This window comes from Altericroceibacterium xinjiangense (assembly GCF_003958635.1).
In the GTDB taxonomy this organism is placed as follows: domain Bacteria; phylum Pseudomonadota; class Alphaproteobacteria; order Sphingomonadales; family Sphingomonadaceae; genus Altericroceibacterium_A; species Altericroceibacterium_A xinjiangense.
The window spans coordinates 107,251-130,323 of sequence record NZ_RSEK01000008.1 but is presented as its reverse complement, the minus strand read 5'-3'; the positions used below and the strand labels follow the sequence as shown (position 1 = coordinate 130,323).

Below are 23,073 nucleotides of genomic sequence, written 5' to 3'. Positions count from 1 at the left end.
CTTCGCCGGGTTTCCGGCTTCCCCAGCAGGTTCGGCCAGCTTCCCGAGAGCTGATCGCCCGGGCAGACGGCCGCAGAGCAGAGCGTCGAGCTTCAAGGTCGTTCTCCCTGCCCGCGCCGACCGGATGGGAACGCGTCAGTTCCTGCCCGATGTGAGCTGCTCAAGCACGGTCTTCACGTAGCTCGGCCCTACCTGAACGCTCGCTCCGTCCTTCAGTACGAGGTTGAGGCTGTCCTTCCCCGGCCGTTCCAGGCGCTCAACCTGGCTTGGCCGCACGAATGCAGACCGCGTCCGGATCTCGCAGAGCGTGCCTGCATTCGCGCTGTACCGGCAGGTTGCAAGTCGCAGCAGCCAGAGACCGTCACGGCAGACGTACGAGACCGCTGTACCGACCTTGAGCGACTTGCGCCGGTGCGGATGCCGGCCGAAGAGGAAACGGATCAGGGCTCCCGATGACTAGAAGCTGGTGGTCAGCGACAGGTAACCGTGGCGGGTGTTTCCCGTTGCGGGAGCGTTGGGAGCATCACGCAGGAAACGGCCCTTGTCGAGATACGCGCCGCTGGCTTCCAGCCGCAGGCGGCTGGGCACGACCCAGTAGCGCAGTCGCAGCTCGATCTGGTTGCCGGCCCAGGTGCCGGAATTGCCAGTCGCATCGCGCACTCCGGTCAGCGCGAACTTGTCGGTGGGCTCGTCCAGCCAAAGCGCCCGGTACATCGTCATCGCATCCAGCCGGTCGCTCAGTTTCGCTTCCAGGCGCACGCCGCCGGACACCAGATTTGACCGGGTAACCGGACCAAAAAGGCTGGTTGGCCCCAAGTCGCCACGACGGGCCCCGAAAAGGGGATCGAACCGACTGTATTCTGCCCCGGGACCATCCCCGCTGGCGAAGTCGAAATGAGCCGAGATGCGCGTTTTCCAGCCGTCTGCAAACGTGCGGCCGACATCCGCGTGGAAGAATGAGGCATCCACGTCGAGTTCGCGCAAGTCCGCGGACGCCGAGCTTGCGCGGACTTCGCCCCCTTGAAGAGCGTACTCGATGTCGTAGTCGAAAGCGTTGACCACCGGAGCCTGGTGGAACCGCACTCCGTAGGTGAGGAGATTCCGGTTGCGGGTCCGGTATCCGGGGGCGTCCTCCTCCGTCAGCCGATAGAGGTAAATCTCGCCCTGCGCCGTGTTGAGCAACGGCCGGGCGTAGTGGGCTCCGTAAAACTCGAGATCCGTCGTCGATCGGTCCAGTTCAACCTCGTTGTGCTGGAGATCTTCGATGTCCCCGGGAAGCCGGATGTTCGGCATCGTCCAGAACAGGCGAAGCCGGCTGCTGTCGCGGGCGGCAAGATCGATCTGCGCTCCGGTGAAGCTGTGGGGGTAATTGATGAAACCCGCACGCGCGACGAGGCGGGAGGCGCCCATGTGCATCGTGAACCGCCCCGCCTTGACGCTGCCGCCGAACGGGGCGTGGACAAGCTGCCCGAGATCCAACGCCGCGTAAGCCTGCAGCGGTTCCAGCGCGTTGACATTGGACGTGCTGATCGGAGTATCGAGATCCTGCCCATAGGCGCGGGCGTCCACCAGTTCGCCCACCACCTGCACGGGGCCGGTCGTATAGCTCGCGAGCAAGGACGTGCGCAGCAACAGGATCGCGTCGTCTTCGGCGCGTCCCGGGCGGAACTGCCCATCGATCGCCTCAGCGAACATCCGGAAGCTGCCGCCGATTTCCAGGCCGTCGGGCTCTGCATCCGGCCTGTTCGGCGCACCGGCCAGAACGGGAGCGGTGGAGCAGGCAAGAACGGCGGACAGCAGCAACCGGCGCAGGGATGCGCGAACCATGCATTGGCTCCATGACATTGGCGGGGTTCGCTAATTCTAGGCGAGAACCGAGGGTTCGGGCCCGGAATGGGCGGATTTGTTCTTCCGGCAGCGCGGTCATGGGCTGCGGAATGCGCGGTGCAGTGGCCCGGCAACGAGCCGCCGCAGCGAGGTGGAAAAGCACTTGGCGCCCCCCGGGCGGCTGTAAAATTGCCGTCCGCACGGCTGCGGCTTCGCAACTTGTTCTACAATAAGGGCAACGCTGTCCGATCGGCGGAGCATCGATCGGTCGGACACGCATCTGAGGCTTCATTCGGAGACTGGACTTGGGCGCCTTCAGCAGCTTGCGGATCTCGCACAAGATCATGCTTGGACTGGCGTTGCTCGCCGCGTTGTCGGTGTTCATCGCCGGCTTCGGAACCCTTGAACTGTCCAGGATGGCCGGGAATTCGCGCGCGCTCATCGACAAGCAGGCGGAGAGCATGAAACTCGCCGCCCAGGCCAACGAGAACAAGAGCCGCATGCACCAGATCTGGTATGCGACGGTGATCGAGAACGATCTTCCGGATTTCCGCAAGCATCTGGACGATATCGCGGCCGAGCGGGAAGAACTCACCTCCCGGCTGGATGCCTTGCGCCCGTTCATGGACGGCGAGGACACCCAGCGCTTTGCCCGTCTGGAACGGGGTCTTGCCGACTACTACAAGGCGACCGACACGGTGCCGGCGCTGTGGATGGCCGGCCAGAAGGAAGCCGCAGAAGACGTCATCCAGCATCCGGCACGCGAAGCCTACGAGATCATTGACGAAGTGCTCGGGGAGATTGTGCAGGCTCAGGACCAGGAACTGGAAACCGGTGCCGCTGCCATGGACGCACAGTCCGCCAGCGTCATCTGGACGCTCGCTCTCGTCTCCTTCATCGGCATTGCCGTCATCTGCGGCGTCCTGATCGTTGTCGTGCGCCGGCAAGTCACCGGCCCGATCGTGGCCATGACCGGACTGATGGACAGGCTCGCGAACGGCGACAACAGCATGGATGTTCCGTACCATGATCGGCGCGACGAAGTCGGCAACATGGCCCGGGCCGTGCTGGTGTTCCGGGACAATGCGCGCTCGCAGGCAGCGGCCCAGATCGAAAAGGCACGGGCAGACGCCGAACAGAAGCAGGTGGTCGACACCTTGTCCGACGGCCTCGGCCGCCTTGCAAAGGGCGACCTTACCTTTGAAATCGAGGCGCAGTTTTCCGGCGCCTATGAACAAGTGAAAGCGAACTTCAACGGCGCGGTCGAAAGCCTGCGGGACCTGATCAGTCGCGTCATTGTGAGCGCGCAGACGCTTCGCACCGGGTCGCAGGAGATTGCGCAGGCTGCTGAAGACCTTGCCCGCCGGACCGAAGGCAATGCCGCCAGCCTGGAAGAAACCTCAGCTTCGCTCACCGAGATCGACGGACGGATCAAGGCGACCGCAGCCGCCGCCGAACGCACGGTAGTGCGCGCCGATGAGGCGATCTCGTCCGTTTCCGGGGGGCGTTCCATTGCCGGGGAGGCCGTGCAGGCAATGGGCCGCGTACGCGAGAGCGCGAGAAGCATCGATGAAGTGATCGAAGGCGTCGACAAGATTGCGTTCCAGACCCGGGTGCTGGCCATGAATGCCGCTGTCGAGGCGGGCCGTGCGGGCGAAGCCGGACGCGGTTTTGCGGTGGTTGCCGATCTTGTCTCGGCGCTTGCAGTCCGCGCCGAGGAGGAAGCCAGGCGCGCCCGCGACCAGCTTACCGTCACGCAGACGGACATCGTAGCGGCAGTCGGCGCGGTGCAGCGGATCGACGATGCCCTGACCGACATCTCGGAAGGCGTCGGTGAAGTGCACGGGCTGCTTGGAAGCATGGCGACGGACAACCAGGCGCAGGCCTCGGCCATCACGCAGATCAGCGTTGCCGTGCACGCGATGGACCATTCGACGCAGCAGAACGCCGCAATGGTGGAGGAGACGTCCGCGGCGGCTCGCAATCTCTCAAGCGAGGTTCACGCTCTGGCGGAGCAGACGACGCGCTTCAGAATCGAGGGCCAGCCGCGCGGAAAACAGCCAAATCGCCTCCAGTCCGGCGATCGGGCTCTTCCTGGCCTTGCGGAAGAGCCGCTGCGAGCAGTCGCACTCTCCGCGTAATCGGCTGCGGTCAAGCCCGAGCCCCAGCCCGGGTCCGATCTCGCCGCGCTGCGAACAGTCGCAAATTGCGTCCACGACACGTCGGGCGAGGCTACCGAGTGCATCGTCCGCTCCCTTGTTTGCATGCTCCGATCGAGCCTGTGCCGGCGTAGTTCCATACGTTCGTGCGACCGCGCTTGGTCTCTTTCAGCCCGCGTGGCAGGGCTTCACGTCGATCCGCCCCGGCGCCGTGCCGGGAACCTTCAACTCCCCGAAAAGGTTCTATTATTCTGATGACAGAACACGGTGCGGCAAAAGCTGCGCCAGTCAGCAGGGGGAAAGGGGGGCGTGATAGGACGAGGGCGGGAGCATGGAGCTCTGGCCCATGCGGATAGGAACCAATGCGAACTTCTCTTCTTGCTTGCGCAGCTGCCGCCCTGGCGATCACTCCGGTGACATTCCCGGCGACAGCCCACGCGAAAGCTTCCTCTTCCATGGAGACGGTCAGCCGCGATCTGGCGCGCCAGATCAAGCGCGAGGCGAGCGGACGGATTGAGGATTTCTACGCCCAGCGCTCCTGGCAGCCGCTGTGGATCCAGAACGATACGCTTTCACCCGCCGCGTCGGAGTTTCTTGGCCTGATCGACACGGCGGACGCCGACGGGCTCGATGCCCGGGACTATGATCCGGACGATTTGCGGGAACTGATCGCCCGGGCGCGGAGCGGCGAGCCCAAGGCGCTTGCCCGCGCGGAAGTGCGGTTGTCGCGGGAATTCGCGCACTATGTACGCGATACGCGGCAGCCCAGGATGGGCATCCGCTACCTCGATCCGGAGCTTGAGCCCCGCTCTCTGAAAGAGGACGAAGTGCTTTCCCGGGCCGCACTGGCCGGATCGTTTCCCGACTATGTGACGCAGATGGGCTGGATGAGCCCGTTTTACGGCGCGGTGCGCCAGGAGATCCGGCGGTATCGGGCCGATTTGAGCGACGGCGCGCCGATCACCATTCCGGCCGGCCCCGTGCTGCGCCAGGGGATGAGCGGCGAACGCGTGCAATTGCTGCGCCAGCGGCTGGGCGTCGAGCCGGGTGACCAGTTCGATCTGGCGCTGTCGGCTGCGCTGGCGCGGTTTCAGCAGCAGCACGGGATCGCCGCGGATAGCGTGGTGGGCCCGCGAACGCTGGCCGTCCTGAACGGAGGGCGCAATTACCTGCCGGTGCTGCGCCTGAACCTGGAGCGCGCCCGCTTGCTGCCCGACAGCTGGACGCGCCACGTGGTGGTCAACACTGCCGGGGCGCAGCTGTTCTATTATGGCAACGGCCAGCAGGAAGGGGCCATGAAAGTGGTGGTCGGCAAAAGTGGCAGCCCCACGCCGCCGATGGCGGGGATGATCCGCTACGCCACGCTGAACCCTTACTGGAACGTGCCGGTCGAAATCGTGCAGCAAAGCCTCGCACCCAGGATCCTGAAGGGCGAATCGCTCGGATCCATGGGCTACGAAGCGCTGTCCGACTGGACGCGCGACGCCCATGTGATCGATCCCAAGACGGTGGACTGGAAGGCGGTCGCCGCCGGGAAAGTGGAGCTTCGCGTGCGGCAGCTGCCCGGTGGCAGCAACGCGATGGGCGACGTTAAATTCACTTTCCCCAACGATGACGGCATCTACCTCCACGACACGCCCAGCCGTCAATTGTTCGATGAGGACGCCCGCCAGTTCAGCCACGGCTGTATCCGGCTCGAAGATGCGCCGAGGCTGGGGGAATGGTTCTTCGGTCGTCCGCTGCAGCGCAAGTCGGGCGATCCGGAACAGTACCTGGCCCTGCCCGATCCGGTGCCGGTGTTCATCACCTACTTGACGGCGGTCCCGAACGGGGATTCGATTGCTTACCTCGACGATGTCTACAAGCAGGATTCGGTCCAGCTGGCGCAGTTCGCCGCACGGTAATTAGCGTTCGAGCGAATACAGCACCCGCTCCAGCCATTCGTGCGCCGGCGGGTGCTCCCCTAAGTCGCTGACGAATTCCTGTCCCCGGCCGACGCTTTTCAGCCGGTTTCCCGCAAGCCAGCGATCCGGCCGGTCATGGTAGGTCAGCCCGGTCTGCTGCAGCCAGGACGGCACTTGCCAGAGGCTGACCGGCCCGCCCGGCACGGTTAGCCGCAGGGCGGGATCGCAGTTCGCTGCGGTGCGTCCCCGCCCGCGGTAGATCGCGTCATTCCGGCCATAAGGCGTCAGTGCGTGGGGATGGCGGTACGCGGCAAGCGCGGCTTGTTCCCCCGGCGAGCAGGTGGCGAGGTGCGTAATGCTTTCGGTGCGCAGGAAGCCGAAGATTCGGTGGTGCGGATCGCCCCCTTCTTCGCGGAACAAGCCGAAGAACAGGAACACGTCGCCCACGCCGACACCGCGGTTGGCCAGGTGTGATTGCGCCGCGCCGCACTGGCCGAACAGGCATTCCCCGTCGTCCAGAAACATCGGATCGTGATGACACGCCGTCTGCGGCCCCAGCTTGCCGCGGCTCGCCCGGGTGACAGCTTCGCCCAGACCCAGCGCGCTGTAGGTTTCATGCGGGGCCCCGTTGGTCGGGATCGGCAGGCTGACGGGCCTTCCGTCGATGATCGGCGACGGGCCGCCGCCGCTGGCCGAATCGAACCCCTTGCGGCTGAAGACGATCTTCATAAACGCTGCCGTGCCGCGCTATCCATCTGGAAACAAGCGTAAATTATCGCCTTTCGCGGAAGCGGCAAAACCGCCATCATCCGGTAAAAAGGAGAGGATGATGGGACAGACGCTCGATAAGCCGCGCGTGGTGGAGGCGCAGGTCAATTACGCGCTCGACACCGGGCAGGTGGAAACCTTCCACGCCAACGACCAGAGCCTGGATACTGTCCACCGCGATCCGCACACGGTGGAGATCACCGACGCGCGCACGATGGCCGCGCCGCCCCGGCTCGACGTCAACGGATTCGAATTGTTCGAAATGCCGAGCGCGATAACCGATTGGCGTGAGGCGGCAGTGGTCAACACGGTGCATCCGCCGGAGATCGCGCGCTTTATCCAGCAGGTAACCGGTGCGGATGAAGTCGTCGTCACGGGTCCTGCGATCCTGCGCTGGGGCGAACGGTCGGGCGAAGCTGGTACGCGCGACAATTCCTACCCTGCGCGGCTGGTGCATTCGGATGTCTATTTTTCCGCCGCGGAGCAGCAGACGCGGGAGGTGAATCCCCATCCCGAACGGCGCGTGAAGCGCTGCGCCCATCACAATATCTGGCGCGCGTTCTCCGGTCCGCCGATCGACGTGCCGCTGGCAATCTGCGATGCACAAACCGTGCGGGACGAGGATGTGATCGAGGCATCGGCCGGGTTCGACCGGGACGGGCAGATCGTCTGGCGTCTTCCGTCGATGAACTTCCGCTTCTCCCCGCGCCATCGCTGGCACTACTATTCCGGCATGCGGCCCGAAGACGTGCTGGTGTTCAAGCGCTGGGACACGCAAGCCGACAAGGCGCGCTACGTCCCGCACACGGGCTTTTCCGATCCGACGGTGGGGGAGGATGCAGTCCCCCGCGCCAGCGTGGAAATGCGCTCCATCGCCTACTGGTATGACTAGAGTCTTGGAGAGTCTGGAACGAGGCGTGGCCGCAGGACTTGTTTGGGGGTGAAACCGAGCAGCCAGCAAGCGGCCATGACCATGGCCCCCATCGACCTTAGCGCCCCTCTTGACCGCAGCGCCCTTCGGGCTGCGTACCGCGAGGAGGAAGGCGCGTGCGCCGTCCAGCGGATGATGGAGGCTGCCCCGGCTTCCGCCCTCCATCCGCAGGCTTCGGCGCTGGCGAGCACCCTGATCGAGGGAGCGCGGCGGCACAAGGCGAGCGGGCTTGACGCCTTCCTGCACACCTACGGGCTGGGGACGGAAGAAGGCATCGCGCTGATGTGCCTGGCCGAAGCGCTGCTGCGCGTTCCCGACGCTGAAACGGCCGATGCGCTGATCCAGGACAAGATTGCCGGGATCGACTGGTCGGAACACCTGGGCGAAAGCAGTTCCACCTTCGTGACCGCCGCGACCTTTTCCCTGATGCTCACGGGCAACCTGTTGCGGTCCGAAGAGGCGAACCAGAACGCGCTGCGCCGCGCGATCGGCCGGCTGGGCGAACCGATGATCCGTCAGGCAACGCTGCAGGCGATGCGGATCCTTGGCGGGCAGTTCGTCTTCGGGCGTACGATCGAGGAAGCGCTGAAACGCGCCGAGCCGGAGCGCAAGCGCGGCCTGACCCATTCGTTCGACATGCTGGGCGAAGCGGCGATGACGTTCGAAGACGCGGAGCGGTACCGCCGCGCCTATGCCGAGGCGATCGAGCGGATCGCGCAGACGTCGACCGGGGACATGCAGCGCAATTCCGGTATTTCCGTCAAGCTTTCGGCGCTTTATCCCAAGTACAGCGTCTATCATGCCGAAGCGGCGAAGGCGGCGCTGGTCCCGATCGTGCGCGATCTGGCGCTGGCGGCGAGCCGCGCGGACATCCGCTTCACCATCGATGCCGAAGAGGCCGACCGGCTGGAGCTGTCGCTCGACATCATCGAGGCGCTGGTGGCCGAAGACGCCTTGTTCGAAAACGGCTGGCAGGGCTTTGGCCTGGCGCTGCAGGCGTATCAGAAACGCGCCGTGCCGCTGTGCGACTGGGTGGTTGAACTGGCCCGGCGCCACGGCCGCAAGCTGATGGTCCGCCTGGTCAAGGGCGCCTATTGGGACACCGAGGTCAAGCTGTCGCAAATCGGCGGCCACCGCGATTACCCGGTGTTCACCCGGAAGGTGGCAACCGATGTGTCCTACCTCGCCTGCGCCGATCGGCTGCTGGCGGCGGACGATGCGATCTACCCCGCCTTTGCCACCCACAACGCGTACACCATCGCCGCGATCAAGGCGCTGGCAGGCCGTAAGGAACTGGAGTTCCAGCGGCTCCACGGGATGGGGGAGGATATCTACGCCGCCCTGGCACAGCAGGAGGGCGAGAAGAACCGCACGCCGGTACGGATCTACGCCCCGGTGGGCGTGCACAAGGACCTGCTGGCCTATCTCGTGCGCCGCCTGCTGGAAAACGGGGCCAACAGTTCCTTCGTCAATCGAATGGCCGATGGCGAGGTGCCGGTGTCCGATCTGGTTCAGGATCCGGTGGCTGAGCTCGCCGCGACCGAGCCGAAGCGCAATCCCCTGATCCCGCTGCCGGCCGAGATATTCCCCGACCGCCTGAACAGCGCCGGGACCGACCTGACCAATCCGCTGGTGCGCGAACCATTGCAGCAGCGGCTGGCGGACATGGCGGCGCGCCAGTGGCAGGCCGCCCCCACGTTTGCCGCAGCATCGGGAAATGCCGAGACGCGCACGATCCATTCCCCCCACAATCCGTCCGATGCGGTCGGCACGGTGCAGGAAGCGACCGAGGCGGATGTCGACCTTGCGATTACCCGCGCCGTTGCCGTGCAGCCGAAGTGGGATGCGCTGGGCGGGCTTGCCCGTGCCGAACTGCTCGACCGTGCGGCGGCCGTGTTCGAGGCGAATACGGACGCGTTCCTTTCCCTGTGCCAGCGCGAGGCGGGCAAGACGACGATCGACGGGGTGCTGGAAGTCCGCGAAGCGGTCGATTTCCTGCGCTACTACGCGAATGAAGCAAGGCGGTTGTTTACAGCCCCCGTCCCGCTGCCCGGCCCGACCGGGGAGGAAAATCGCCTGCGCCTGCACGGGCGCGGGGTGTTCGCGACCATTTCCCCGTGGAACTTCCCCCTGGCGATCTTCGTCGGTCCGGCCGCCGCCGCACTCGCGGCCGGGAATACGGTGATCGCCAAACCGGCCGAGCAGACCCCGCTGATTGCCGCGCTCGCCGTGCGCCTGTGCCACGAAGCCGGCATTCCTGCGGACGTGTTCCAGCTGGTTCCCGGTGCCGGCGAGGTGGGCGCTGCAATCACATCCGACCCGCGCATTGCCGGGGTCGCCTTCACCGGGTCGACCGCGACCGCGCGGGCGATCAACCGCAGCCTTGCCGCACGCGACGCCCCGATCGCGACGCTCATCGCTGAAACCGGTGGGCAAAACGCACTGATCGTCGATTCCTCCGCCTTGCCCGAACAAGTCACCCGCGACGTGGTGGCAAGCGCGTTCCAGAGCGCGGGGCAGCGGTGTTCCGCCTTGCGGGTGCTCTACCTGCAGGAGGATGTCGCGGATTCGATGCTGGAGATGATCCGCGGCGCGTTCGAGACGCTGGTGATCGGCGATCCGGCAAATCTAGCGACCGACATCGGCCCTGTGATCGACGCCGAGGCCAAGGCGTCGCTGGATGGCCACATCGACACGATGCGGCAGCAGGGCTTTCCCGTCTGGCAGCGGGACCTTCCCGCCACTGCCACCGGCAGCTTCGTTGCCCCGGCGATTATCGAGATCGGATCGATCCAGGACCTGTCGAGCGAGAACTTCGGCCCGGTGCTGCATGTCGTTCGCTGGAAGGCAGGGGCGCTGCCGGACGTGATCGATGAGATCAACTCCACCGGCTATGGTCTGACGGTCGGTCTGCACAGCCGGATCGACGCGACCCGGCGGCTGCTCGAGGCACGGGCGAGGGCAGGAAACATCTACGTCAATCGCAACCAGATCGGCGCGGTGGTCGAATCCCAGCCGTTCGGCGGGGAAGGCTTGTCCGGCACCGGCCCCAAGGCAGGCGGGCCGAATTACGTGACCCGTTTTGCGACCGAGCGGGTAACCAGCGTCGACACCACCGCGGCTGGCGGCAACGCCAGCCTGCTTGCGGCGGGGTAGGCGTTCGGAAGACAAGCGTGGGGATAAGAGAACGCCCGGGCAGGCTTCGCGCTTGCCTTGGGCGTTCCGATCCGCAAATCCCGGACCATGGCGATTCTCAGCGACAAGTGGATCCGGGACAAGGCGCAAGGCGAAGGGATGATCGAGCCCTTCGTCGAAAGTCAGCGGCGCGACGGCTGCATTTCCTACGGCCTGTCTTCCTACGGCTACGATGCCCGGGTGGCGGACGAGTTCAAGATCTTCACCAACGTGGACAACGCGGTGGTGGACCCGAAGGACTTTGCCGCCAACAGCTTCGTCGATCGCAAGACCGACGTCTGCATCATCCCGCCCAACAGCTTCGCGCTTGCCCGAACGGTCGAATACTTCCGCGTGCCGGACGATGTGCTGGTGATCTGCCTCGGCAAATCGACCTACGCCCGCTGCGGGATCATCGTCAACGTGACCCCGCTGGAGCCCGGCTGGGAAGGGCACGTGACGCTGGAATTTTCCAACACCACGCCGCTGCCGGCGAAAATCTATGCCAATGAAGGCGCGTGCCAGTTCCTGTTCCTGCAAGGGAACGAACGGTGCGAGACGACTTACGCCGACCGGGCGGGCAAGTACATGGGCCAGCGCGGAGTGACGCTGCCCAAGCTGTGACGTTCGACGGCTTTCCGGACCCAAGGCCGATCTCGCGCATTCAGAGACAGACAAGGGGGCGTCTATCCGTTGGGAGAAACGCCATATGTCGATGCTCGCTGCGGTGATCGGCCGCATACTGATCGGGCTGTTGTTCGTTGTTACCGGAGCGGGGAAAATTGCCGCGCCCGTTTATGCCGCCGGAATGCTCGAAAAGGTCGGTTTGCCCGGATCGCTCGCGCTGCCGACCGGAATCTTCGAAGTCTGCGCCGGGCTGATGCTCGCTGCCGGACTGGCGACCCGGGCCGTCGCGATCGTGCTGGCGGTGTTCGTCGCCGTCACGGTGTTCCTGTTCCACAACCAGCTGACCGATCCGGTAGAAGGACTGGCTGCGCTGAAGAACATTGCGATCATCGGCGGCTTGCTGGTGGTGTTTGCCTACGGCCACATGCGGTGGGACTACGATTACATGCGGGCGGAACGCCGGGACGCCTGGCCTCCGCGCGAAGCGGAAGATGATCCGGACGACCGCGGCAAGCCGCCGTGGTGGCGGTATTAAGGGGGAAGCAGGATGGGACTGGAGGAGATCGAACTGCTGCGCGCGGAGCTGAGCGCGCTGCGCGTGCGGACCGAGCAGCTGGAGCAGCGGGCGCAATCGGCGGAAGACTACCGCGACCTCGTCAACCTGCAGGGCGCCTACGGCTATTATGTCGACAAGGGGCTGTGGGACCGCGCGGCGGACTTGTTCGCGGCCGACGGCACGCTGGAGATCGCCGGGCGCGGCATCTACGTGGGACGGGACCGCGTGCGGGCCTATCTCACGCGCCTGCCCGGCTACGGCTATGGCAAGCTGTTCAACCACATGCAGTTGCAGCCCGTGCTGCACATCGACAGCGGGGCGGGCACGGCGAAAGGCCGCTGGCGTTCCCTGATCATGTTCGGATCGCTTGGCGGGATCGCCCGCTGGGGGGAAGCGACGTATGAGAACGCGTATGTCCGCGAACAGGATACATGGCGGATCGCGAAGCTCCACGGAGTGATCAACTTCTACTGCGAATACGACGAAGGGTGGCACCGCGGCGGAATTCCGCTGCTGCGCTCCGTCGATGGGCTGGAACCCGACTTGCCGCCGAGCTTCGAGTACGAAGCCTATCCGGAGCCGGTGATCGCCCCGTTCCACTACGACGAACCCTGAAGCCGTTGCGGAACCGGCCCTCTGCCAGCGCGTCGTTCCTGTAGCGCGGGCGCAGGGAGCCCGGCGCAGACACAGGGGAGAACAGGCGATGAGGCTCGCCCGGGATGACGGCGATCGAAAAGCTCCGCAATGGCTGAGGGTGGTGCTCTGGGTTCTGGGCCTCGGCTCGATCGCGGTGGCGCTGATCCCGCTGGTTCGCGGGGATACCTGGTGGATCCGGATACTGGCCTTCCCGCAAGTGCAGGTCACGATCGTGCTGATGGTGGTTGCCATCCTGACGGCGCTGTTCCTCAATCTGCGAAGAACTCCGCCCAAGCTCCTGCTCGCCGCCGTGCTGGCCACGATCATCTATCAACTGACGTACCTGCTGCCCTACACGCCGGTCTGGGCAAAGGACGTGCGCACGGCCGAGGCTTGCGCGGCGGAAGACCGCGTCCGCGTGCTGGTGCTGAACGTGCTCCACAAGAACCAGCAGAGCGAGCCGGTGCTGGACCTCGTTTCGCGGGTGAACCCCGACATGTTCCTTGCGATGGAGACGGATTACTGGTGGGCCGATGCACTGGAGCCGGTGAAGCAGGCCTATCCCCATGTCGTTTCGGCGCCGCGGGACGATGCCTGGGGCATGATGCTGTTTTCCCGCCTGCCGCTCTCTTCCCCGCAGGTGCGCCATCCTGTCGAAGGGTACGTCCCGGCGATCGAATCGGGGGTAAACCTGCCTTCAGGCAAGAGCTTCCAGTTTTACGGGATGCATCCGAAGCCGCCCGCCGCCCACGATACGACGCGCGGAGACGCCTACCTGATGCAAGTCGCCCGTGAGATCGGGCAGAATAACCGGCCCGCAATGCTTGCCGGAGACCTGAACGACGTTCCGTGGGGCTGGACCAACCAGGATTTTCAGGAAGCCAGCGGAATGCAGGACCCGCGCGTGGGCCGGGCGTTCGACGCCACCTTCACCACATCCAACCCGCTGGCGCGCTGGCCGCTGGATCATGCCTATGTCACGCCGCACTTCGGCATCGTCGGGTTCGATCCGCTGGAGGATGTCGGATCCGATCACTTCCCGCTGCTGGCGGACGTCTGCCTGAACGGGCAGGCGGGGCGCTGACCGGTTTGACCTGGAGCGGATCTTGCCCGCTCCAGGTTGCTGCCATCTTTTCGCGCCGGGCTCGCTGCTAGAAGCTGGTCCGCACGCTCAGCTTCACGTTGCGCCCGGCCAGCGGGACGAAGTCCTTGGTGAAGCTGGCGTGGCGCCTCCCTTCGACATCGAAGATGTTGTCGGCCTGCAGCATCACGGTCAGGTTATTGGTCCCGCGCCAGGGCTTCCACGCGACCGAGGCGTTGACCCAGGTGAACCCGCTGGTCGGCGTTTCATATTCGGCGATGCGGTCTTGCTCATCGAACCACTGGACTTCGGCACGCGCTTCCCAGCGGGGGGATTGCAGCTCCAGCGCGCCCAGCAGGTTCAGCGGCGGGATGCGCGGCACCGGGCTGCCATCGGCCAGGGTCGCGCGGATGTAATCGCCGCGCGCGTCGGCCAGCAGCGTCCAGTCGCCCTTGCGCCACACCGGCACGGTCACTTCGCCTTCGATCCCGAAGTGATTGGCGTCCTGCTGCAGCTGGCGGTAGACCGGCAGTTCGTCTTCCTCCGCTCCGGTGGCCTGGAGGTAGACGAAGGCATCGAACCAGTTACGGTACACGCTGACGCTCACAGTGGCCGGGCCCGCGCGGCCGCGGACGTACCCTTCCAGACCCCAGGCGCTTTCCTTCGTCAGGTCGGGGTTGCCGACTTCGAATTGCTGGGTGGCGATGTGCGGCCCTTCGGCAAACAATTCCTCGGCCGTCGGTGCGCGCTCGACCCGGGACACGTTGATCCCGGCCCGCAAGCCGCTCGCGATATCGCTGGATATACCGGCCGCGCCGGAGACGGTGTTGAAGTCGCGGCTCAGCCCGGTGGTTGTCACGCCCGTCTCGGTGCGTTCAAGCCGGCCGCCCAGCTGCAGTTCCCACGGTCCGGCATCGAGCTGCTGCAAGGTGAACAGTCCGTACTGGTCGGTGGTGTTCGGCGGCACGAAAGCTTCCGCTCCGATCGCGGAGAAGTCGCGGTGCAGAAATTGCCCGCCAATGGCGCCGCTCCAGCCGCCGCGCCGGGTCTGGACCAGTTCGACCCGGCCTTCGACGCCCTCCACCTGGAAGACGGTGCCGACTTCGTCGCCTTCGAATTCGGTGTGCGTGTAATCGGAATAGCCCCACCGCGTGCGCGCTTCGGAGAAGAAGCCGCCCAGATTGACCGCACCGCGCAGGTTTGCGCGGAACTGCTCCAGCCCGATCGAGACGTCTTCTTCGCCGTGCCCGTGCTCTTCCTCAGCGTGCTCTTCCTCGCCCTCGGCGTGTTCCTCTTCCTCGTGGTGGTGTTCGGTTCCCGGACGCATGGGAACGCCGTACTGCGTGTCGTACCAACCGGCCGACACGCCAAGGTTGGCGTTGTCTCCGAACCACGCGATCCCGCTGCCTACCGACCATGTCTCGGTTGCGCTGTTCGGCAGGACACCCCGCTGGTTCGCCATTTCACGGAACTCTGCGGCTTCTTCCGGCTCTTCGGCCGCGTGCTCCTCGGCTTCGGCCAGCAAATCGGCGCGGGCCGCGTCGGACAGGACGTAGCCGGGAATCTCGACATCGTTCGTGGTGCGGTAGGACCCATCGACGTGGAACGCGATCCGGTTTGTCAGCGACACGTCGGCCGACGCTCCGCCTTCCCGCAAGTCATAGGCGGTATCGACCCCCGCCAGCGCATCGATGTGCACCGGTTCGTCCGGTACGGCGAGCGGGATGCGCTTGTCGATCACGTTCACCGCCCCGCCAATGGCCGAGCTGCCGTAAAGCAGCACGGCGGGCCCGCGCAGCACCTCGATCCGGTCGGCGGTGAGCGGATCGATCGGCACCGCGTGATCGGCCGAGGTATTCGATGCGTCGATCGAACCGATGCCGTCCACCAGTACCCGGACCCTGTCGCCCTGAAATCCGCGCAGCACCGGGCGGGACGCGCCGGGAGAGAAGCTGGTGGCCGAAACGCCCGGCAGCTTTGCTAGTATCTCGCCGATCTGGCCCGCCATGTTGCGCTGCAGTTCAAGCCCCGAAAGCACGGACGTCCCGGCCAGCAGGTTCAGCTGCTCAAGCCCCGGGGCGGTGACGATGATCGAACCGTGGAAATCGTCATCCGATTCGGTTTGAACAGGGGCAGGAGCAGGAGCGGTTTCCTGCGCGGCGGCGACACTGGGCAGCAGGATTGCGGCGGTTCCCGCAAGAAGAACGGTCAGGCGAAGCATATGTGTTTACCCGTTGAATGCGGCTGTCATCGGACAGCCGGTCCGCGCTTGAGCGGAAAATAAGCAGGATCGTCGATCGACTGGGATCGCTGAGGGGTGTGGAGAAGGGTGGCGGCCTTCGGCCTCACCGGACGCCCGGCGGGCCAGGGGCACGGCACCCGGCCGGTTCAGGCGACCGGCGGCTCCAGCAGCGGGCGGATTGCCCGTCCTGTCAGTTCATCGGGATCGGCCGCGTGGCGATTGGCCGTGTCGGTCCCTTGCGGCGTAACCACGATGGGTTGCTCCGGCAGCAGGAACGGTGCCAGCTGCATCGCCGCAGCGCGCGCAAGTGCGCTTTTCTGCGTGGCGGCGGCGTTTTCCTCGTCGATTGCCTCGGCGGCGATCTGCTCGTCGGCACTCTGCAGCGCGAGCACGTGGGCATGGACGCTGGAGTGATGGCACACGGCCGCAGCAACGGCTGGGCCGTTCAGCGCTAGCGCAAGCATGATCAGAAGAGACAGCAGCCGAGCCATGGATCGTCCGCTAGCATCGTCCCTGCGGCACGACAAGCTGCGCCGACCCCGGACGGAGGCTGTAAAAATTGGAGCGGGCGAAGGGATTCGAACCCTCGACCCCAACCTTGGCAAGGTTGTGCTCTACCCCTGAGCTACGCCCGCTCTGGCGTACCGGATTGTCCCGGTGAGGAGCGGGCGGTTAGCATCGCCTCCGTGATGCCGCAAGCGGAAAATCCGCCTTTCGTCTCCCCGGTTTGCCGGGCTTCACAAATCCTGCCAAGAACCCACATAGGAACGCGCCACATTGAACCACGAGCGCGGACAACAGGAGCATTCCCTTGGCGAGCATGGGCCTCAACCTTGATGAGCAGAAGGCGATCGACCGATTCCGCAAGGACGTGGTCGAGCCGTCGATGACCAAGCTGGTGATCCTCGATTTCTGGGCCGAATGGTGCGGACCGTGCAAGGCGCTGACGCCGGTGCTGGAGAAGGTCGCGGCCGAATACGCCGACAAGGGCGTCGTGCTGGCCAAGCTCAACGTCGATGAAGAACCGTTCATCGCCTCCCAGTTCCAGGTCCGCTCGATCCCGACGGTCTATGCGATCCACCAAGGGCAGCCGATCGCCGATCTCACGAGCGCGCGCAGCGAATCGCAGCTGAAGCAAGTGCTCGACCAAGTGCTGGAGCGGCTGTCGCTCAGCGCGGAAGAGCAGGATCCGCAGGCTGATATCGGCCAGTTGGTGGCGATGGGTGAGCAAGTGCTGGCCGAAGGCGACGCCGAGCGGGCCGCGGCGGTCTTTGCCCAGATCACCGACATGGCGCCGGATAATCCCGGGGCGCAATCCGGGCTGATTCGCGCGCTGCTGGCCGCCGGGCACCGCGCCGAAGCGCAGGCCGTGTTTGATTCGCTGCCCGACGCGCTCAAGGCCGATCCGGTGGTGGCGCAGGCCGGCAGTGCGCTGGAACTGGCGGGCACGGGCGTCGAGGAAGGCGAGCTGCAGGCCCTGCGCGCTGCCGCGGCGGAACGCCCGGCCGACCAGCAGGCGCAGTTCGATTTCGCCGCCGCAGCCTTTGCCGCGGGCCAGCGAGATGAAGCCGCCGATACCCTGCTGCGGATGATCGAGACCGATCCCGAGTGGGAGGAGGGCGCGGCCAAGGCCAAGCTGCTGAAGATCTTCGAGGCAGTCGGGCTGGAAGATCCGTGGGTGGCGCAGCAGCGCCGCCGCCTGTCGCTGCTGCTGTTCGGCTGATGGCGCCTTCATCGCGCCTTTCGATCTTCCCGCTCGCCGGCGCGATCCTGTTTCCCGGATTGCAGCTGCCGCTCCATATCTTCGAGCCTCGCTATCGCGCGCTGGTCGGCGACGCGCTGGCCCGTGATCGGCGGATCGCGATGATCCAGCCGCAGACGGCGGGTGAAGGCGCCCCGCTGTTCTCGGTCGGATGCATCGGGCGGATCGAGGATGTCGAAGCACTGGAGGACGGGCGCTACAACATCGTGCTGGAAGGGGAGGCCCGCTTCCGCCTGCTGCGCGAGCTTTCCGTCTCCACTCCGTTCCGGCAAGTGGAAGGGGAAGTCCTGTTCGATCCGGAGCACGAGGTTCTCAGCGCGATCGAGCGCGCCAGCCTGGAACAGGAGGCCAGGACATTCGCCGACCGGCAGGGCTATAGCGTGGACTGGGAATCCGTCGAACGGCTGGACGATCTTTCGCTGGTCAACGGCGTCAGCCAGATTGCGCCGTTCGATACGGCAGCCAAGCAGGCCTTGCTGGAAGCGCCGGATCTTGTCACGCGCTGCGAACTGCTGATCCAGCTGATGCAGTTTTTCGGGCGCGGAAGCCCCGAAGACGGGCGCGTTACGCTGCAGTAGCAAAGTCCCTCCCGGTTGCGGGAAGGGCCTCACAGACCGAAGCTTCCCCGCAAGCCGTTGATCACGAATTGGGCCGCCAGCGCAGCCAGCAGCACGCCCAGCAGCCGCGTTACCACCGCTTCCACCCGCTGGCCGAACAAGCGCATCAGCGGTGCGGCGGCGAGCAGGGCGATGAGCGTCAGGATCATCACCGCTGCCAGCGCGGCGATCACCACCAGGCTTTCCTCGATCCCCCGTGTGCGCGCGACCAGCAGCATCACGGACGCGATCGCGCCGGGCCCGGCAAGCATCGGCATCGCCATCGGGAAGACGGAAACGTCCTCCACTTCCGGGGTGCCGAGGATCTTTTCGGCTCGTTCTTCCCGCCGCTGGGTGCGCCGTTCGAACACCATGTCGAACGCGATGAGGAACAGCATGATTCCTCCGGCAATGCGGAAGGCGTCCAGTTCGATGTGCAGGGACTGAAGCAACGCCTCGCCGAACAACGCGAAGCCGAGCAGGATCAGCGAGGCGATCAGGGTGGCGCGCATCGCCATCGATCGCCGTTCCGCAGGCGATGCGTCCCGGGTCAGGCCATAATAGATCGGCGCGCACCCGGGCGGATCGATCACCACGAACAGGGTGATGAAGGAGGAGACGAACAGCTCGAACATCGGCTTAGGGCGCAGCCACCTCGCCGCGGAGCACGTCCTCATACCCCGATCCGGTCCAGCGCCGGACCGTGAGCGTGCGGCCGTAATCGGGCGCGATATCGACTACCCATTGCAAGGTGCGATCCTCCGACACCCCTTCGCGCCGCACCACCCCGCCAGCAGGCGGGGGCACGCTGCCCGGAGCAGGCGCTGCGGCCGGTAGGGAGGCGCATTCGGCAACGGAGGCCTGGATCATCTCCGGCGCCGCCAGCGGCTGCGCCAGCGTGTCCCCCTGGTCGAGCACCCACATGTACGATCCATCCCGCTGCCGCTGCCACACGGTCGTGAAGTACCCGGTGACGCCTTCCACTCCCTGCCAGGCGCCTCTGGTGACCGCGAGCGAGCCGTCGCAGCTCGACCAGACCTGATGCGGTTGCCAGCGAACCGCCTGGGCGGGATCGGACTGGCTGCGCAGCCAGTCCCGCGCGTTGACCGGCTGCGGCACGAACATCACCGCGTCATCGGTCGCGTATTCGCGGAACGCGGTCCACTGGCCCTTTTCCTGCGCCAGCCGTGCGAACGCCAGTTCTGCGGCCACGACCGTGCTGGGAGTGGCGGTGGGGCGCAAGTCCCGGCCCGGCTTGTCCGGCCCGGTGGCGCAGGCCGCAAGCAGCGCCAGCAGCAGGCCGGAAAGCCGGCGCGGGCTCACAGCGCGTCCTTGTCCAGCGCGATGCCTTCCTGGCGATAAGCGGCGACCAGCGTGTTGCGCAGCAGGACCGCGATCGTCATCGGGCCGACGCCGCCGGGCACCGGGGTGACGGCCGAGGCGACCTGCATTGCTTCCTGGTAATCGACGTCGCCCACCAGCTTACCCTTGCCGCCTTCGCCCTCGATGCGGTTGATGCCTACGTCGATCACGACCGCGCCCGGCTTCAGCCAGTCGCCCTTGACCATTTCCGGACGACCAACGGCGGCGACGACGATGTCGGCGCGGCGCACCACTCCGGGCAAGTCCTTCGTCCGGCTGTGGGCGATGGTGACGGTTGCGTTCGCGTCCGTCAGCAGCTGCGCCATCGGCTTGCCGACGATGTTGGAGCGGCCGATCACGACCGCTTCCTTGCCCGATAAATCGCCCAGACGGTCCTCCAGCAGCATCAGGCAGCCAAGCGGAGTGCAGGGGACGAAGCCTTCCTGCCCGACCGCCAGCCGCCCGGCGTTGATCACGTGGAACCCGTCCACGTCCTTGTCAGGGTTGATTGTGGCGATAACCTTCGCCTCGTCCATGTGCTTGGGCAGCGGCAGCTGGACCAGGATACCGTCGACGGCGTCGTCGCGGTTCAGCGAATCGATCTTGTCGAGCAGGGCCTGTTCCGGCGTGTCCGCGTCCATGCGGAACTCGAAGCTGTTCATGCCGGCTTCGACGGTCGATTTGCCCTTGCTGCGGACATAGACTTGGCTGGCCGGGTCTTCTCCCACCAGCACGACCGCAAGGCCAGCCTTGCGGTTGGCCTTGCGTTCGAACTCGGCGGCGTAACGGCCAACCGTTTCACGCAAGGACGCGGCAAAGGCTTTTCCGTCGATTTTTTCGGCAGTCATCAGGCAACCCCAGTCAGAATGATCATCAGGATCTGCAGGCCCAGGATCAGGACCAGCGGTGAAAAGTCGATCGCGCCCGTGGCCGGCATGATGCGGCGGATCGGCCGCAGCACCGGTTCGAGCAGCGAGTTGATCGCGTTGTAGATCGCCATCATGAATTCGTTGCGCGCGCTGATCACGTTGAAGGCGAACAGCAGGCCGATGATCATCTGGACGATCACCAGCATTGTCACCACGCGGGTGATCAGGCCGACGATGGCGATTAGGGTCAACATGAGTGCTCTTGGCCTTTCGCTTGGAGCCGGGTTGCCGGCCCGGACTGCCTAGCCGACCGGGTAGGCTTGCATCAACCGGTCATCCGGCCCGCACCAGGGTGCCGGCCCCGCGCGAGGTGAAGAATTCCAGCAGCATCGCGTGCGGAACCCGGCCGTCCAGCACCACGGCAGCCTCACAGCCTGCCTCCACCGCCTGGACGCAGGTTTCCAGCTTCGGGATCATCCCGCCGCTGATCGTGCCGTCGTTGCGCAAGGTGGCGATGTCGGCCGGGGTGAGGTCAGTCAGCAACTCGCCCTGCTTGTTCAGCACGCCCTTGACGTCGGTCAGAAGGAACAGGCGCGCCGCACCCAGGGCTGCTGCAATCGCGCCGGCCATCGTGTCGGCGTTGATGTTGTAGGTATGCCCGTCGGCCCCCGCGCCGATCGGGGCGACGATCGGAATCATCCCCGCGTTGCTCGCGGTTTCGAGGATCGTGATGTCGACATGCGACGGCTCCCCGACAAAGCCGAGGTCGACCGCTTGTTCGATGTTGCTTTCCGGGTCCTTGACGGTGCGGGTCACCTTGGTCGCGGTCACCAGTCCGCCGTCCTTGCCGGAAATGCCGATCGCCTTGCCGCCCGCGCGGGCGATCCAGGCGACCAGTTCCTTGTTGATCCCACCGGACAGGACCATTTCGGCCACTTCGGCGGTGGCCTTGTCGGTCACGCGCAGGCCGTCAATGAAGGTGGATTCGACTCCCAGCTTCTTCAGCATCGCCCCGATCTGTGGCCCGCCCCCGTGGACGACCACCGGGTTGATGCCGACTGCCTTCAGCAGCACGATGTCTTCGGCAAAGTCGCGCGCCGCCTCCGGATCGCCCATCGCGTGCCCGCCGTATTTCACGACGAAAGTACGCCCGGCATAACGCTGGAGATACGGCAGCGCCTCGATCAGCACTTCCGCTTTCGCGAGCATTGCCGTCTGGTCGAACGTGTCTTGGCCCATGCGTGTGCGTACCTCCTTGCGGCGCGGCGCTTAGCCGCTCCGGCGCGCGCTGCCTAGGTCAGACGAGTGCGTAGTACCGCAGGAGGTTGCCGTCGCTCCGCCGTTCACCCACGCCGATGAAGACGTGTTTGGTCAGCCAGTCGTGCTTGCCGACCGGACATTCGAAGGTCGGCTGGCCGCGCAGGTAGTACTGCTGGTTGTCGACCGGCTCTCCGTCCGAGAACGCCCAGTCCCGCAGCCGCTGCATCGTGTCGGGCTGGCGGCCCCAAAGGAATCCCTTGTTGTTGAGCAGGATCAGCGTGCCGTCCTCCTCTTCCAGCAGGTAGCGGGCGTCGAACACCGCTACGTCATCGGGACGGAAATAAGCGTAGTCGCCGCCCGAATGGGGCACGGCGCGGCCCTTGAGGCGCGGTCCCTCGAACGTTCCGCTTTCCACCAGCACCGCGCTGCGGTTGCCGCCGCTCGGCACATTGGCCATCGTGTAGACCTCCGGGAACTTCAGCCGGACTTCCATCACGAATTCGAGACGCGGGTTGTCGACGGTGGAAAACGGCGGGGTGAACGGGGTGGAATCGTGGAAGTCCATCAGCGAAGCTCCAGCAGGCCGCCATCGACGAACAGGTTCGCGGCGGTAATGAACGATGCCTCGTCGGAGGCGAGGAACAGCACCGTACGGGCAACTTCCTCGCTTTGTCCCATCCGGTGCATCGGGATGTTCTCGATCATCTTGTCCTTGAGCGCGGCGACCGCTTCGTCGCTCATGCCCGGATTGCGATAAAGCAGCGGCGTGTCGATCGGTCCCGGGCTAACCATGTTTACCCGGATGCCCTCGCTCACCAGTTCGCCGGCAATCACCTTCACGGCGGCGTAGAGCCCGCCCTTGGCGGCGGCGTAGGCCAGATTGCCGGGCAGAGAGGCATGGGCACCAATCGACCCGGTAACGATGATCGCGCCGCCCTTGCCCATCAGGCGCACGGCCTTCTGGATCGCAAATATGCAGCCTTTGAGATTGACCGAATGGACGTGGTCCCACGCGTCCTCGGTTACGTCACGCAAGGGAGCGAACCCGCCGACCCCGGCGTTAACGTAGAGCACGTCGATCCGTCCGTCTTCCGCCTCGATGGCGGAAATCACCTGCTCCGTCGAAGCGATGTCGGCGATGTCCGACTGGAAGCCCTTGGCCCCCGGAATGGCGCTCACCGCTTCGTCCAGCGTCTGCTGGTTGCGGCCGGTAATCCGCACTTTCGCGCCTTCCTTGGCAAAGGCCTGGGCCGACGCGAGGCCGATCCCGCTGTTGCCGCCGAGCACGAGGACGACCTTGTCCTGAAAACGTGTCACCT

21 protein-coding genes and 1 tRNA gene are annotated in these 23,073 nt (G+C 65.5%); 10 read left to right on the top strand and 12 right to left on the bottom strand.

The features are described 5' to 3' along the window. Positions 1 to 456 precede the first annotated feature (456 nt). Positions 457 to 1,827: an alginate export family protein gene (locus ELY13_RS10885; RefSeq protein ID WP_164549775.1), complete on the bottom strand. Its 1,371-nt coding sequence runs from the start codon at positions 1,825 to 1,827 to the stop codon at positions 457 to 459. 305 nt (positions 1,828 to 2,132) lie between these two features. Here ELY13_RS10885 and ELY13_RS10880 point away from each other — a divergent pair, with 305 nt between their 5' ends. Both ELY13_RS10880 and ELY13_RS10875 read left to right on the top strand, forming a co-directional pair. Continuing rightward, complete coding sequence (locus ELY13_RS10880) at positions 2,133 to 3,968, top strand: methyl-accepting chemotaxis protein (protein WP_241233653.1); 1,836 nt, start codon at positions 2,133 to 2,135, stop codon at positions 3,966 to 3,968. A gap of 380 nt (positions 3,969 to 4,348) precedes the next feature. Next, positions 4,349 to 5,890 carry a L,D-transpeptidase family protein gene (locus tag ELY13_RS10875; protein ID WP_126173935.1) on the top strand — a complete coding sequence of 514 codons (1,542 nt, stop codon included), beginning with the start codon at positions 4,349 to 4,351 and terminating at the stop codon, positions 5,888 to 5,890. Here the strand turns inward: ELY13_RS10875 and ELY13_RS10870 are convergent, their stop codons facing one another. Then, the gene (locus tag ELY13_RS10870) at positions 5,891 to 6,619 is read right to left on the bottom strand and encodes an Nmad3 family putative nucleotide modification protein (protein WP_126173934.1); all 729 of its coding nucleotides are present in this window, start codon (positions 6,617 to 6,619) and stop codon (positions 5,891 to 5,893) included. It lies immediately after the preceding gene. 100 nt (positions 6,620 to 6,719) lie between these two features. Between ELY13_RS10870 and ELY13_RS10865 the strand changes: the two genes are divergently transcribed. The 6 genes from ELY13_RS10865 (at position 6,720) to ELY13_RS10840 (ending at position 13,666) form a co-directional block, all read left to right on the top strand. Beyond that, the gene (locus tag ELY13_RS10865; RefSeq protein WP_126173933.1) at positions 6,720 to 7,550 is read left to right on the top strand and encodes a CmcJ/NvfI family oxidoreductase; all 831 of its coding nucleotides are present in this window, start codon (positions 6,720 to 6,722) and stop codon (positions 7,548 to 7,550) included. A gap of 81 nt (positions 7,551 to 7,631) precedes the next feature. Continuing rightward, on the top strand, positions 7,632 to 10,745 hold the full coding sequence (putA, locus tag ELY13_RS10860; RefSeq protein WP_126173970.1) for a bifunctional proline dehydrogenase/L-glutamate gamma-semialdehyde dehydrogenase PutA: 3,114 nt from the start codon (positions 7,632 to 7,634) through the stop codon (positions 10,743 to 10,745). A gap of 87 nt (positions 10,746 to 10,832) precedes the next feature. Further along, on the top strand, positions 10,833 to 11,387 hold the full coding sequence (gene dcd / locus ELY13_RS10855) for a dCTP deaminase (RefSeq protein WP_126173932.1): 555 nt from the start codon (positions 10,833 to 10,835) through the stop codon (positions 11,385 to 11,387). Between the two features lie 85 nt (positions 11,388 to 11,472). Continuing rightward, positions 11,473 to 11,925, top strand: a complete 453-nt coding sequence (locus tag ELY13_RS10850) for a DoxX family protein (protein WP_126173931.1) — start codon at positions 11,473 to 11,475, stop codon at positions 11,923 to 11,925. 12 nt (positions 11,926 to 11,937) lie between these two features. Next, complete coding sequence (locus ELY13_RS10845) at positions 11,938 to 12,561, top strand: nuclear transport factor 2 family protein (RefSeq protein WP_126173930.1); 624 nt, start codon at positions 11,938 to 11,940, stop codon at positions 12,559 to 12,561. Positions 12,562 to 12,649: 88 nt separating this feature from the next. After that, a complete protein-coding gene (locus ELY13_RS10840) occupies positions 12,650 to 13,666 on the top strand; it encodes an endonuclease/exonuclease/phosphatase family protein (RefSeq protein WP_126173929.1) in 1,017 nt (338 codons plus the stop codon). 67 nt (positions 13,667 to 13,733) lie between these two features. Here the strand turns inward: ELY13_RS10840 and ELY13_RS10835 are convergent, their stop codons facing one another. The 3 genes from ELY13_RS10835 to ELY13_RS10825 form a co-directional block, all read right to left on the bottom strand. Further along, a complete protein-coding gene (locus ELY13_RS10835) occupies positions 13,734 to 15,884 on the bottom strand; it encodes a TonB-dependent receptor (protein WP_126173928.1) in 2,151 nt (716 codons plus the stop codon). Between the two features lie 167 nt (positions 15,885 to 16,051). Beyond that, complete coding sequence (locus ELY13_RS10830; protein ID WP_126173927.1) at positions 16,052 to 16,396, bottom strand: hypothetical protein; 345 nt, start codon at positions 16,394 to 16,396, stop codon at positions 16,052 to 16,054. Positions 16,397 to 16,465: 69 nt separating this feature from the next. Beyond that, positions 16,466 to 16,540, bottom strand: a tRNA-Gly gene (locus tag ELY13_RS10825). Between the two features lie 185 nt (positions 16,541 to 16,725). Between ELY13_RS10825 and ELY13_RS10820 the strand changes: the two genes are divergently transcribed. Continuing rightward, positions 16,726 to 17,628 carry a tetratricopeptide repeat protein gene (locus ELY13_RS10820; protein ID WP_126173969.1) on the top strand — a complete coding sequence of 301 codons (903 nt, stop codon included), beginning with the start codon at positions 16,726 to 16,728 and terminating at the stop codon, positions 17,626 to 17,628. Next, positions 17,628 to 18,245, top strand: coding sequence for an LON peptidase substrate-binding domain-containing protein (locus tag ELY13_RS10815; RefSeq protein ID WP_126173926.1), 618 nt, complete (start codon positions 17,628 to 17,630; stop codon positions 18,243 to 18,245). The genes ELY13_RS10820 and ELY13_RS10815 overlap by 1 nt, the downstream gene beginning before the upstream one ends. A gap of 29 nt (positions 18,246 to 18,274) precedes the next feature. Here ELY13_RS10815 and ELY13_RS10810 read toward each other — a convergent pair whose 3' ends face one another. From ELY13_RS10810 to ELY13_RS10780, 7 genes are all read right to left on the bottom strand, one after another. Beyond that, the gene (locus ELY13_RS10810) at positions 18,275 to 18,898 is read right to left on the bottom strand and encodes a MarC family protein (protein WP_126173925.1); all 624 of its coding nucleotides are present in this window, start codon (positions 18,896 to 18,898) and stop codon (positions 18,275 to 18,277) included. Between the two features lie 4 nt (positions 18,899 to 18,902). After that, on the bottom strand, positions 18,903 to 19,586 hold the full coding sequence (locus ELY13_RS10805; RefSeq protein WP_126173924.1) for a Cif family virulence factor: 684 nt from the start codon (positions 19,584 to 19,586) through the stop codon (positions 18,903 to 18,905). After that, positions 19,583 to 20,473 carry a bifunctional methylenetetrahydrofolate dehydrogenase/methenyltetrahydrofolate cyclohydrolase FolD gene (folD, locus tag ELY13_RS10800; RefSeq protein ID WP_126173923.1) on the bottom strand — a complete coding sequence of 297 codons (891 nt, stop codon included), beginning with the start codon at positions 20,471 to 20,473 and terminating at the stop codon, positions 19,583 to 19,585. The genes ELY13_RS10805 and folD overlap by 4 nt, the downstream gene beginning before the upstream one ends. Continuing rightward, on the bottom strand, positions 20,473 to 20,748 hold the full coding sequence (locus tag ELY13_RS10795; RefSeq protein WP_126173922.1) for a YggT family protein: 276 nt from the start codon (positions 20,746 to 20,748) through the stop codon (positions 20,473 to 20,475). The genes folD and ELY13_RS10795 overlap by 1 nt, the downstream gene beginning before the upstream one ends. A 79-nt stretch (positions 20,749 to 20,827) precedes the next feature. Beyond that, on the bottom strand, positions 20,828 to 21,733 hold the full coding sequence (gene argB, locus ELY13_RS10790) for an acetylglutamate kinase (protein ID WP_126173921.1): 906 nt from the start codon (positions 21,731 to 21,733) through the stop codon (positions 20,828 to 20,830). Between the two features lie 58 nt (positions 21,734 to 21,791). After that, positions 21,792 to 22,319, bottom strand: coding sequence for a DUF3237 domain-containing protein (locus tag ELY13_RS10785; protein ID WP_126173920.1), 528 nt, complete (start codon positions 22,317 to 22,319; stop codon positions 21,792 to 21,794). Beyond that, complete coding sequence (locus ELY13_RS10780; protein WP_126173919.1) at positions 22,319 to 23,071, bottom strand: SDR family oxidoreductase; 753 nt, start codon at positions 23,069 to 23,071, stop codon at positions 22,319 to 22,321. Before ELY13_RS10780 ends, ELY13_RS10785 begins: the two co-directional genes overlap by 1 nt. Positions 23,072 to 23,073: the final 2 nt, after the last annotated feature.